Origin of the sequence: Acerihabitans sp., assembly GCF_036398755.1 — a bacterium.
In the GTDB taxonomy this organism is placed as follows: Bacteria; Pseudomonadota; Gammaproteobacteria; order Enterobacterales; family Enterobacteriaceae; genus Acerihabitans.
In genome coordinates this window covers 1-12249 of the sequence record NZ_DASWOM010000085.1, presented here as the reverse complement: position 1 = coordinate 12249, position 12249 = coordinate 1, and the positions used below count along the sequence as shown (strand labels likewise).

11 protein-coding genes are annotated in these 12249 nt (G+C 56.8%); 10 read left to right on the top strand and 1 reads right to left on the bottom strand.

Annotation, left to right across the window (positions count from 1 at the left end):
• The 4 genes from VGC33_RS14175 to VGC33_RS14160 form a co-directional block, all read left to right on the top strand.
• On the top strand, positions 1–413 hold a 413-nt coding region (locus VGC33_RS14175), incomplete at its 5' end, for a nucleoside/nucleotide kinase family protein (protein WP_524535655.1).
• A gap of 356 nt (positions 414–769) precedes the next feature.
• Positions 770–1609: a BglG family transcription antiterminator LicT gene (gene licT, locus VGC33_RS14170; RefSeq protein ID WP_331121415.1), complete on the top strand. Its 840-nt coding sequence runs from the start codon at positions 770–772 to the stop codon at positions 1607–1609.
• A gap of 84 nt (positions 1610–1693) precedes the next feature.
• Positions 1694–3643, top strand: a complete 1950-nt coding sequence (locus VGC33_RS14165; RefSeq protein WP_331121414.1) for a beta-glucoside-specific PTS transporter subunit IIABC — start codon at positions 1694–1696, stop codon at positions 3641–3643.
• Positions 3644–3665: 22 nt separating this feature from the next.
• A complete protein-coding gene (locus VGC33_RS14160; RefSeq protein WP_331121413.1) occupies positions 3666–5138 on the top strand; it encodes a glycoside hydrolase family 1 protein in 1473 nt (490 codons plus the stop codon).
• A 128-nt stretch (positions 5139–5266) separates the two neighbouring features.
• Here VGC33_RS14160 and VGC33_RS14155 read toward each other — a convergent pair whose 3' ends face one another.
• Positions 5267–6169, bottom strand: a complete 903-nt coding sequence (locus VGC33_RS14155; RefSeq protein WP_331121412.1) for a LysR family transcriptional regulator — start codon at positions 6167–6169, stop codon at positions 5267–5269.
• A gap of 466 nt (positions 6170–6635) precedes the next feature.
• Here VGC33_RS14155 and VGC33_RS14150 point away from each other — a divergent pair, with 466 nt between their 5' ends.
• The 6 genes from VGC33_RS14150 to VGC33_RS14125 all read left to right on the top strand — a co-directional run bounded on the left by VGC33_RS14150 (position 6636) and on the right by VGC33_RS14125 (position 12195).
• Positions 6636–7940, top strand: coding sequence for a CitMHS family transporter (locus tag VGC33_RS14150; protein WP_331121411.1), 1305 nt, complete (start codon positions 6636–6638; stop codon positions 7938–7940).
• 41 nt (positions 7941–7981) lie between these two features.
• Complete coding sequence (locus tag VGC33_RS14145; protein ID WP_331121410.1) at positions 7982–9325, top strand: acyclic terpene utilization AtuA family protein; 1344 nt, start codon at positions 7982–7984, stop codon at positions 9323–9325.
• Positions 9322–9621 carry an AtuA-related protein gene (locus VGC33_RS14140; protein ID WP_331121409.1) on the top strand — a complete coding sequence of 100 codons (300 nt, stop codon included), beginning with the start codon at positions 9322–9324 and terminating at the stop codon, positions 9619–9621. Before VGC33_RS14145 ends, VGC33_RS14140 begins: the two co-directional genes overlap by 4 nt.
• Before the next feature lie 92 nt (positions 9622–9713).
• Positions 9714–10373, top strand: a complete 660-nt coding sequence (gene atoD, locus VGC33_RS14135; protein WP_331121408.1) for an acetate CoA-transferase subunit alpha — start codon at positions 9714–9716, stop codon at positions 10371–10373.
• Positions 10370–11020: a 3-oxoacid CoA-transferase subunit B gene (locus VGC33_RS14130; protein ID WP_331121407.1), complete on the top strand. Its 651-nt coding sequence runs from the start codon at positions 10370–10372 to the stop codon at positions 11018–11020. Before atoD ends, VGC33_RS14130 begins: the two co-directional genes overlap by 4 nt.
• The gene (locus VGC33_RS14125; protein ID WP_331121406.1) at positions 11017–12195 is read left to right on the top strand and encodes an acetyl-CoA C-acetyltransferase; all 1179 of its coding nucleotides are present in this window, start codon (positions 11017–11019) and stop codon (positions 12193–12195) included. Before VGC33_RS14130 ends, VGC33_RS14125 begins: the two co-directional genes overlap by 4 nt.
• Positions 12196–12249: the final 54 nt, after the last annotated feature.

Here is a 12249-nt window from a genome sequence, read left to right as displayed (position 1 = left end):
GGCTAATGGTACTCACCGACCGTTTTCCACAAGTGCAAATCCCGGGGGGCTATGACGGCACGATTCTCCCCGCCAACGCGCCGGGCAGCCGGTTTGTGGCATGGCTGGCGGGACGTGAACGCACGGCGTTTCGCTGGATGGCCGTTCATAAGCCGGACCTGGTGATAAAACTCAATGTTGATCTTGCCGTCGCCTGCGCGCGCAAGCCCGATCATCGTCAGGAATCCCTGGCCAAAAAAATCGCCATCACTCCGTTACTGACGTATGAAGGCGCGCAGATTGTTGATATCGACGCCAATAAGCCGCTTGAGGACGTCATCAGCGTCGCCGAACAGGCCGTCTCGGCGTTTATGGCGGCGCGTGGCTATCAGCCGATGAAAACCGCCGGCGAAAACAGTCTTCCACAGGCGTAGATATACCTGCCCCCGGCCGGGCCTGGTTGCCCAGAGCCGCGGGCAATCAGCTTCCACAGCATGTCTCCCGCGCCATCGCCGCCCAGCTTGGATTCGCCGGCGTCATGGCGGTTAATTTTAACCGCGGGTTAATAGAGTTCAGGGTTAACTGGCTGGGCGAGGGAGTCGTGGGGCCTGGCGCAAGCATCAATTTTGTGCATCAGTTCACAGAAAATTAACCTTCTCGCGCAGACGTATTGCATTGCAAGAATACAGGGTGTAATACTCGTCAGCGTGGATTGTAACTGTTAAGAACAGGCAAAACCTAGAAGAGATCAAAACCTCTTTTACGTTTTGCCTTTTTTTATGGGGCAAAAATGAGAATTCTGCGGGTGTTGAATAACAACGTTGTCATCGTGAGCGATGCGGATGACAAGGAATGTGTTGTTATCGGTAAAGGGATTGCCTTTCAAAAAAAAACCGGGCAATGGATCGACCCAAACCTGGCTGATAAAATATTCCGTCTCGCCCGTGAAGACCATATGCAACGAGTAAATACGGATTTTAACACTGTCCCGGATGCCTTGTTTAATATCGTGATTGATATTGTTAAACAGGCGGCGGCCCGGCTGGATCGTAAAATTCACAAAAGCCTGTATGCGTCGCTGCTGGATCATCTTAATTTCGCGATTGAGCGGGCTCGCCAGCAGCGTTTCGCCAAAAGTGAATTACTGTGGGATATTAAACGACTGTATGTCGTGGAGTTCGCGATTGGTAAGGAAGCACTGGATACTATTAATCAACAATTCGATGTCGACTTGCCGGAGGATGAAGCGGGATTTATCGCGTTACATTTGCTCAACGCACAACAGGAAGGCACGTTGCCTGATGTGGCGCAAATGTCCCGTCTTATACAAAATATACTTAATATTGTGAAATATCATTTTCAGTTGGAATACGATGAACAATCCATTGATTTTCAGCGATTTGTTGTCCATCTCAAATTTTTTTCCCATCGCCTGTTAAGCCAGGCCTTTGTGCGCGGCGATGATGCGGAGCTCCATAATCTGGTGGCGGTGAAATACGCTTTAGCGGACGCATGCGCCAGGAAAATTAACTTATATCTGCTGCATGAATATCAGCGGGAATTAACGGACGACGAAATGATGTTTTTATCCCTGCATATTGAACATGTCAGGTCAAGTTCACAAAACTGAACCTGTTTATATCGCTAACAATAACTATTGGGAAATGACTCTCCCTATATGTCTTGATTGGATGAAAAAGTCCGAGGTAAACCTATGTCTGATAAACAGGATCTGGCGGCGCGGATTGTCGAGCGCGTCGGTGGTGAAAAAAATATTGCTTCCCTGACGCATTGTATTACGCGGCTGCGTTTTTATCTCAAAGATGCCGGTAAATTTGATAAGCCGGCGCTTGATAAACTGGACGGCGTCATCATGGCGGTGGAAAGCAACGGCCAATTCCAGGTGGTGGTCGGCGATAAGGTCGCGGCCATTTACCATCAAATCATGGAAGGCCATAACATCAACGGCACCGCCGGAGGGGGAGCGGAAACCGGCGCCCGTAAAGGAAATCCGCTGGCCCGGGTATTCAACACCATGTCGTCGATCCTGGTGCCGATCGTTCCCGCCCTGGCGGGTGCCGGCATGCTTAAGGCGGTGCTGGTGATCCTCACCACCTATCATTGGCTGGCGACCGACAGCAGCACGTATCTTATTTTGCTGGCCGCCAGCAACAGCGTGTTTTATTTTTTGCCGCTGCTGCTGGCCTTCTCCTGCGGCAAAGCCTTTGGCGCGCATCCGTTTGTTTCGGTTGCAATCGTCGCGGCGCTGTTGGAACCGAATTTTACCGCCATGATAAAACAGCCCGGCGATATCGTCAGTTTTCTCGGTATTCCGGTCGTATTGATGAAATATAACTCCACGCTGATTCCCGCCATTTTAGCCGTCTGGGTTTATTCGTGGGTGGAACGCGGCCTTAAGCGCATTATCCATCAAAGCATCGAAATGGTGGCGGTGCCGATGTTGGGCCTGATAATTATGGTGCCGCTGGTCGCCATCGTCGTCGGGCCGATCGGGATTTATGCCGGTACGGCAATCGGCGACGGCATTGCCTTTATGAACCACCAGAGCGGCATGCTGACCGGGGCGCTGATCGGCGCCGGCTGGACTTTCCTGGTGATGTTCGGCCTGCATTGGGGCCTGGTTCCGGTCATGTTGAACAATTTGGCGTTACATGGTTTCGACACCATAAAGCCGCCCGCCGGCACCGCAACCTTTGCCCAGGCCGGCGCGGCGTTTGGCGTCTTTTTGCGCGCGCGGGACCCGAAACTGAAGTCCTTCGCATTGTCCGCCATGCTGCCGGCGCTGCTGGCCGGCGTCACCGAACCCATTGTGTATGGTATATCCATCAAGTACAAACGCCCCCTGGTCGCCGCGACGATAGCCGGCGTGATTGCCGGTGGGTTTGTCGGCGCGATGAATACCACCGCCATGGCCTACGTTTTTCCTTCGTTGACCACCTTGCCCGCCTTTATGACCGCCACCTTCAAATATTATATCGCCGGGATAGCGCTCTCGTTCGCGCTGTCGGCGGCGCTGACGTTTATCATGGGCTTTGATGAAGCCATCAGCTCGCCCGTCAATCCGGCGGCCGATGATGGGCGGAACGCCGGCGCGGTGGTTAACGGTGCGCCGGTGGCAACTCCCACCAATACCGCTACCGCCACCCCGGCGGCCAACCCCGGCAATGCCGGTATTGGAACCGAGTCCTTCCTGGTGGCGCCGCTTAACGGCCGGGTGATGCCATTGGAACAGGTGAACGATCCCGTTTTCGCCAGCGGCGTCATGGGGCGGGGAATCGCAATCATCCCCGTCGGCGGCGAGGTGTATTCCCCGGTGGACGGCATGGTCAGCAAGCTGTTCCACACTCACCACGCCATAGGCATCACGTCCGATCAAGGTGTCGAAGTGCTGATCCATGTCGGTCTGGACACAGTACGGCTCAACGGAGAATTGTTTAGCGCCCATATCCGCGAGGGAGACCGGGTACGTTCCGGCGACTTGTTACTGACATTTGATCGCGAAGAATTACTGCGCCGCCATTTTGATATCACCACGCCGGTCATCATCGCCAATTCCGATGACTACCCGAGCGTCAGCATCACGGATTCGCCGCACGTGGAAACCAGTGGACCCCTATTGCGCGTGTCGATGTCGGCCCGTTGAATAAACCATCAGGAGAAATAGCATGTTTGAAGAAAAAATCGACGGTTTTCCGGAAGGCTTCCTTTGGGGCGGCGCCATTGCGGCCAATCAGGTGGAAGGGGGTTGGAACGAGGGGGGGAAAGGGTTATCCACCGCCGATATGGCCATCTTTAAAAAAGACCTCAAACCCGAGGAATATTCAAAACACTATACCATCACCAATCAGCAAATCGAGCAGGCGATGCAGGCGACGGATGCCGCTGACTATCCCAAACGGCGCGGTATTGATTTTTATCACCACTACAAAGACGATATTGCCCTGTTTGCCGAGATGGGGTTCAAGGTGCTGCGATTTTCCATTGCCTGGACGCGAATTTTCCCCACCGGCGTGGAACCAGAGCCAAATGAATCGGGGCTGCAATTCTATGATGACCTGATAGATGAGCTGCTGCGCAATAATATCCAGCCATTAGTCACCTTGTCACATTATGAAATGCCGATGTATCTGGTTAATCAGTTCGGCGGCTGGAGCGATCGCCGCACCCTGGACTGTTTTGAACGCTTCACCCTGGCGGTGCTAAAACGCTATGGAAAGAAGGTCAAATATTGGCTCACCTTTAATGAAATCGATAGCATCATCCGCCATCCCTTTACAACCGGCGGCATAGTACCGGAACGCTATCCGGCGGAGCGGCTTGAAAATATCATCTACCAGGCGCTGCATCACCAGTTTGTGGCCAGCGCTCTGGCGGTGAAACACTGCCGGCGCCTGAGTCCAGACAGTAAAATCGGCTGCATGCTAACCCGTCTGCTGACCTATCCGCAAAGCTGCGCGCCGGAAGACGTATTGTTAGCCGGCCGGGAGAACCAACTGAACTATTTCTTTTCCGATGTGCAGATCCGCGGCCGTTATCCGCGCCATATGCTGCGGCGCTTCAGCGAAAAAGGCCTTCAGATTGACACGCGGCCCGGCGACGAGGAGATACTCAGCCAGCATCGGGTCGATTTCATCTCGATCAGTTATTACATGTCGCTGGTCACCAGCGTCAATGCCGATAAAATGGACAAAGTGGGGGGGAATATCGCCGGCGGGGTCAAGAATCCCTATTTAAAAACCACCGAATGGGACTGGCAGATTGATCCGGTGGGATTGCGTATTGCCCTCAACGATTTATACGACCGTTATCAAATTCCGGTATTTGTGGTTGAAAACGGTATGGGTGCGGTGGACACGCCGGACGGGCAGGGCGTTATCCGCGACGACTACCGCATTGCCTATTTCCAGTCTCATTTGCAGCAGATGAAAGAGGCGGTGAAAGACGGCGTGGAGCTGCTGGGCTATACCTCCTGGGCTCCGATAGATCTTATCAGCGCCTCCACCTCGGAAATGAACAAGCGCTATGGTTTCATTTATGTCGACCAGGACAACCAGGGCAATGGAACGTTACGGCGTAGCCGTAAAAAGAGTTTCCATTGGTATCAGGACGTCATCAGGTCAAATGGCGCCGGGCTTTGACCCAGGACTTCGGCCGGGTCGCCGCAGCGCTTCCCAGGGCGTGCCCCGGCTGATTCCTCTTGGCGAGTCGCGCCCGGCGTGGCCATCCGCATTTTGACAGCCGCTGAAACCACCGCCCGCGGCTTATGCTAACGCGGCTGGAAATCCTGCGCCTGCAGTACGATAAAGTCGATAAATTCCTGGGCGCAGGGGGAGAGGTGTCGCCCTTTCAGGGTAACCAGGTAAATCGCGCGCTCCAGCGCCAAATCCCGGAAGGGAATGATAACGATATCCTTATGCCGGAACTGAAACAGCGTCAGCCCGGTGGTAATACTCACCCCATAGTTTGCGGCAATCAGGCCCATCATGGTGGTCAGTTGGCGCACCTGCTGCTGATAGTTGAAACTCTCTCCCACCATTTCGCATAGCGTATCGGTGTACTGGCGAATACTGGTTCCGGGCGAAAAGCCGATAAACGGGAAGCGGCCGATATCGGAAAGGTCCACCCTGTCCAGTCGCGCCAGCGGGTGGTTGCGGTGGCACAGCAAATAGAATTTGTCGGAGAACAGCAGGGTGGAATTGAAGATATTCGCCATAGGCTGGCCCGCGGTCAGCGCCAGATCCGCCCGGCTGTCCAGCAGAGCCTTCAGGCAGCGATCCCATTGGGTATCCAGCAAATCCACCCGGGTGTCAGGATGCAGCAGACTATGGCGCACCAGCACTTCCGGCAGCCACTCCACGGCCAGGGAGGGCAGAATCGCCAGTGTCACGGTGCTGTTGCCCCCCGCCGCGCGGGCGGTGATTTCATTGACCGCATCGTCGTGGTTTTGCACCAGGCGCCTGGCCAGATCGATAAAATGAATACCGTTGGCGTTTAACTGCACCCGGCGGGTATCGCGATCAAACAGCCGGTAGCCGATCTCCTCCTCCAGGCCGGCAATCAGCGCGCTAAACGCAGGCTGGGATAAATTAAACTTTTTTGCCGCGCGGGTAAAATTGTCCACTTCGCTTAATATAAGGAAAGCGCGCAGCTGTTTGATTGATAAATTCATCCTTCCTCCCTCGCGGTTTATACGATAAATCCGCCATTTTATCCGTCCGGCGTTGAGTCCCTTATCAGCCGAAATATTTTATGATCCAGCTCTCATTTAATTTAATCATATTTTTTATTAAAAAACCGCATGGAAGCCAAAAAGCATGAACCTGAAGGCATTTTTTTTTGGCGTAAAACGGAGAATAAAATATAACCTTCTGATTGATATCAACAATAATTAACATCGCCGGCGCAAATAAATCAATAGGCGCCGCGGATAAATATCTTTAACAGCCATTGTTTATGACTTATTTTAATTACCGATTAGCCGAATGTAGCCAGGGCATGTTAAAAATATCCGCAGTTGAAAACCCGATAGAACCTCGATGCTAAAACGGCTAACGTATATTTAAGTCAATAAATTTTTAATTTAATGTAACGATAACGTTATTGGCTGGAGAAATATAAATTATAAGGAGAATCCTATGTTGGCGTTAATTGGTGTACTCACCATAGCCACGCTGTTATTTTTCATCATGTCCAAACGCATGTCCCCCCTGGTGGCCCTGATTGTCATTCCGGTCATCGGCGCCCTGGCGGCGGGCAGCGGCACCGACACGGCGAAGTTTATTATTGACGGCATTACCAAGCTGGCGCCGATGGCGGCGATGTTCGTGTTTGCCATCACCTTCTTCGGGGTGGTGACCGATGCGGGTATGTTCGACCCCATTATCCGCGGCATCCTGCGGTTTGTCGGCACCAATCCGGTCAAGATCATTATCGGCACCGGCTTCCTGGCCTTGATTGCTCATCTCGACGGCAACGGCGCGGTCACGTTTTTGATCACCATTCCCACCATGTTGCCGCTGTTTAACCGGCTCGGCATGGATAAACGTATCCTGGTGGGCATTACCGCGCTCAGCGCCGGGGTGAACTTTCTGCCCTGGACCGGACCGATGATCCGCGCGTCGGCGGCGCTCGGCATCCCTACCCACGATCTGTTCCTGCCGCTGATCCCGGCCCAGGTGGCGGGCCTGCTGTTTATGGCGGCCATGGGCTACTACTGGGGCAAAAAAGAGGAAAAACGCCTGGGCGTTGCGCATTTCCAGGCCGCCGCCGGCGATGCCGCCCACCATAAGGAGCTTAACGAGCAGGAACGCGCCTTGCGCCGTCCCCACCTGTTCTGGGTTAATCTCGGCCTGGTGGTGGCGGTTATCGGCACCATGGTGTTGACCCGCATCTCCCCCACGGTGGCGTTTATGATTGCCCTGACGCTGGCGCTGATGATCAACTACCCCAATGTGGACATGCAGAAGGAGCGGATTAACGCCCATGCCAAGGCGGCGCTGATGATGGCCAGCATCCTGTTCGCGGCGGGCGCCTTTACCGGCATCATGGGCGGCGCCGGCATGCTCAAGGCGATGTCCGAAGCGGCGGTGGGGTTTATGCCGCAGGCCTTTGCCTCGCATATTCCCTTTATCGTCGGCCTGATCGCCATGCCGCTGAGCCTGGTGTTCGACCCCGATTCCTACTACTTCGGCATCATGCCGGTTATCGCCCATACCGTGCAACTGCTGGGCATCCCCGCCATCCAGGTGGCCCAGGCATCGGTACTCGGCCAGATGACCACCGGTTTTGCCGTCAGTCCGCTAACCCCGGCCACCTTCCTGCTGGTCAGCCTTGCCGGGGTCGACCTGGCGGATCACCAAAAATTCTCCATCCCGGTTCTTTGGGCGGCCAGCGTCATCATGACCTTTGCCGCGGCGTTGACCGGCGTATTCCCATTTTAGCAAACTCCATTTTAATCAAGGCAGTAACAAAGGATTAGGTAATGAAAAAAATCAGAATAGGTTCCGGCGCCGGTTATGCCGGGGATCGTATCGAACCGGCGGTCGAGCTGGCGCAAAAAGGCGATATCGATTATCTGGTGTTTGAATGCCTGGCGGAACGCACCATCGCCATCGGTCAAAAACAAAAGCAGCAGGACCCCGCCAGGGGGTATAACGAACTGCTCGAAGACCGTATGCGGGCGGTGTTGCCGCTGTGCCGGGAAAAAGGCATCACTATCATCACCAATATGGGCTCGGCCAATCCGCGGGCCGCCGGCGAAGCGGTGATTGCCCTGGCCCGCGAACTCGGATTGCCTGGCGTAAAAGTGGCGGTCGTCACCGGCGACGATGTCTATGCCACGCTTATCAAAGAAGATCTTACCCTGGACGAAGCCGGCGTGCCGGTGTCCCAATCCGGTAAAAATATTCTGTCGGCCAATGCCTATCTGGGCGCCGAAGGTTTGGTGCAGGCGCTGGCCGGCGGGGCTAACGTGGTGATCGCCGGGCGCGTGGCCGATCCCTCGCTGTTTCTGTCGCCTATGATCCATGCGTTCAACTGGGCGTTTGACGACTGGGAACGTCTGGGCAAGGGCACATGCATCGGCCATTTGCTGGAATGCGGCGGCCAGGTTACCGGCGGTTATTACGCCGACCCGGGCTATAAGGACGTGCAGGGCTTGGCCCGCCTGGGTTTCCCCATTGCCGAGGTGACCGAACGGGGCGACGCCGTTATCACCAAGGTGGCCGGTTCCGGCGGCCGGGTCTGTGTCGATACCTGCAAAGAGCAGCTGATGTATGAAATCCACCGCCCGGATCGTTACCTGACGCCTGACGTGGTGGCGGACTTCAGCGGCGTTACCTTCACGGCCCACGGCGACGACGCCGTGGCCGTCGCCGGCGCCACCGGGCGGCCGCGCACCGACACGCTGAAAGTTTCGGTCGGTTACCAGGACGGGTTTATCGGCGAGGGGGAAATTGCCTACGCCGGCCCCGGCGCGGTGGCGCGCGGCCGGCTGGCGCTGGATATCGTGCGCGAACGTTTCGAGCTCTGCCGGTTTACCCCGGAGGAGGCGCGTTTTGACCTTATCGGCATTGATGCCCTGCACGGCGCCCTGCGCTCGCGGCACGGCGAACCCTATGAAGTCCGCGCGCGGGTGGCGGCCCGCTGCCTGACGCGCAAACAGGCGGTGCGGGTGGGTAATGAGGTGGAAACCCTGTACACCAACGGCCCGGCGGGCGGCGGCGGCGTGATGAAATCGGTTAAAGAGATCCTGGCCATGGACTCCACTCTGCTGCCGCGTAAATTAACCCAGGCCCAGGTCGATTATTTGGAGAGCGCGAAATGAAACTACGTGAAATAGCCCATTCCCGTACCGGTGATAAAGGGAATATTTCCAATATTTCTTTAATTACCTACGATATTGCGAATTATGAAAAAATAAAGACAGCGGTCACGGCGGAAAAAGTCCGCGCCTGGTTTGGCGATATTGTGCACGGCGACGTGGTGCGCTATGAGTTACCCAATATCGGTGCGCTGAATTTTGTGATGTATAACGCCCTGGGCGGCGGCGTCACCCGTTCCCTGGCGCTGGACATGCATGGCAAGAGCCTGAGCTCGGCGCTGATGGATATGGAAATTTAACCTCGTTACCCGGTAATAAATAAGTCGAAAAAAGCTGGCGGTATCTATTTCCGCCTCTTTTGCTCGGCATTATTTTGTCCAAAGAGAATATGATGAAGAATAAAACTATCGACGCATTACAATTCCGCGCCTTGCTGCGCGATGACATGTCGATTATGTTTGGCGGCTTTATGGGCATCGGCACGCCGCGTTATTTAATCGACGAAATTATCAAGTCCGGTGTTAAAGGCCTGACGCTTATCGGCAATGATACCGGTTTTGTGGATACCGGCGTCGGTCCGCTGGTAGCCAACGGCCAGGTGAAAAAAGTCATCGCCTCGCATATCGGCACCAATCCGGAAACCGGGCGCCGGATGATAGCCGGCGAACTGGACGTGGCGCTGGTGCCGCAGGGAACGCTCGCCGAGCAAATCCGCGCCGGCGGGGCGGGCCTGGGCGGTTTTCTTACCCCCACAGGCGTCGGCACGGTGGTGGCGGAAAACAAGCAGGCCATTAGCCTCGACGGCATCGACTACCTGCTGGAACGCCCGCTGCGCGCCGATCTGGCCATCCTGGAGGCCCACCATGCCGACCGGCTGGGTAATCTGGTCTATCGCCTGACCGCGCGTAATTTCAACCCGCTGATGGCGCTGGCGGCCGACCTGGTGGTGGCCCAGTACGACCACATCCGGGAGCCGGGGGAATTAGATCCCGAACATATCGTCACGCCCGGCGCGCTGGTGGATTATCTGTTTGCAGGAGCCGGTCTATGAACGCAAAAGAACGCATTGCCCGCCGCGTCGCGCTGGAACTGCGCGACGGCGATATCGTCAACCTGGGGATCGGGCTGCCCACCCAGGTCGCCAATTACCTGCCGGCCGGCATCGACGTTACCTTCCAGTCGGAAAACGGTTTTCTCGGCCTGGGTCCCATCACGGCCGCCGACGCCAAACTGGTCAACGCCGGCGGCCAGCCCTGCGGCATGATCCCGGGCGCCGCCATGTTTGACAGCGCCTTCTCGTTTGCCCTGATCCGCGGCGGCCACGTGGACGTGTGTGTGTTGGGCAGCCTGCAGGTGGACCAACACGGCAGCCTGGCCAACTGGATGGTGCCGGGCAAAATGGTGCCCGGCATGGGCGGGGCCATGGATTTGGTGGTGGGCGCCAAGCGCGTGATCATCGCCATGGAGCACTGCGCTAAAAACGGCGAGGCCAAACTGCTGCGCCGCTGCGACTATCCGCTGACCGCGGTCAATAAAGTCAGCAAGGTGGTGACCGAACTGGCGGTATTCAGCTTCCGCGACGGACAGATGTTCCTGGACGAAATCAGCGCGGATATCACCCTTGATGAACTGCGCGCCAAAACCGACGCCGCGTTTATCGTCTCCCCCTCACTGCAACAGTACGAGGGCGCCCGATGAATGATTCCGTCGTGATTGTCAGCGCAAAAAGAACGGCCATCGGCAAATTTGCCGGCAGCCTGGCCGCTACCTCCGCCGTGGCGCTTGGCGTGGCCACGGTACGGGCCAACCTGGCCGGGCTGCCGGACGATCTGGTCATTGACGAGGTGATGCTCGGTAACGTGCTCCAGGCCGGCCTGGGGCAGAATCCGGCCCATCAGGTGGCGCGCAACGCCGGCCTGCCGCTGGCCACGCCGTCGCTGACGGTGAACAAGGTCTGCGGCTCCGGCCTGAAAACCGTCGTCCTGGCCGCGCAGTCTATTTTATGCGGGGACAACCAGGTGTGTCTGGCCGGCGGCATGGAAAATATGAGCGCCGCGCCTTATCTGCTGGAAAAGGCGCGCCAAGGTTATCGCATGGGGGACGGCAAGCTGGTGGACGTGATGATCCGCGACGGCCTGTGGTGCGCGTTTAATGATTTCCATATGGGCATGACCGCGGAGAACATCGCCCAACGCTATCACCTGAGCCGTGAAGAGCAGGATCAGGTGGCGGTGGATTCGCAGCGCAAGGCGCAGGCGGCTGTCAGCGAAAACCGCTTTGCCGCTGAAATCGTGCCGATCCGGCTGCAGGTTAAAAAAGAGCCGCGGCTGTTCGATTGCGACGAGTTCCCGCGCGCCGGCACCACGCTCGCCTCCCTGGCCGCGCTGCGACCGGCGTTCCAGGACGATGGCACGGTGACCGCCGGCAATGCGTCCGGCATCAACGACGCGGCGGCTACGCTTGTGCTGATGTCGGAAAAGGCGGCGCGCGCGCGGGGTATCATCCCCCTGGCGCGCATCCGCGGCTGGGCGTCGGCCGGCGTCGCCGCCGATGTCATGGGTCTTGGCCCGATCCCCGCCACGCGGCGGGCGCTGGCTAAAGCGGGCATGGCGGTAAAGGATATCGATTTGATCGAGGCCAACGAAGCGTTCGCCGCCCAGTTCCTGGCGGTACAGCGCGAGCTGGATTTTGATCCGCTGCGGGTCAATGTCAACGGCGGCGCCATCGCGCTCGGCCACCCCATCGGCGCCAGCGGCGCGCGCATCCTGGTGACGCTTATCCACGCCCTGCAAAACCGGGATAAAACCACCGGTCTGGCGACGCTGTGCATCGGCGGCGGCCAGGGCATCACGGTGGTGGTGGAGCGGGTGTGACTGATTATTCCATCTGATGAAACACCGCCAATCCACGCAAGGCCCGCTTCGGCG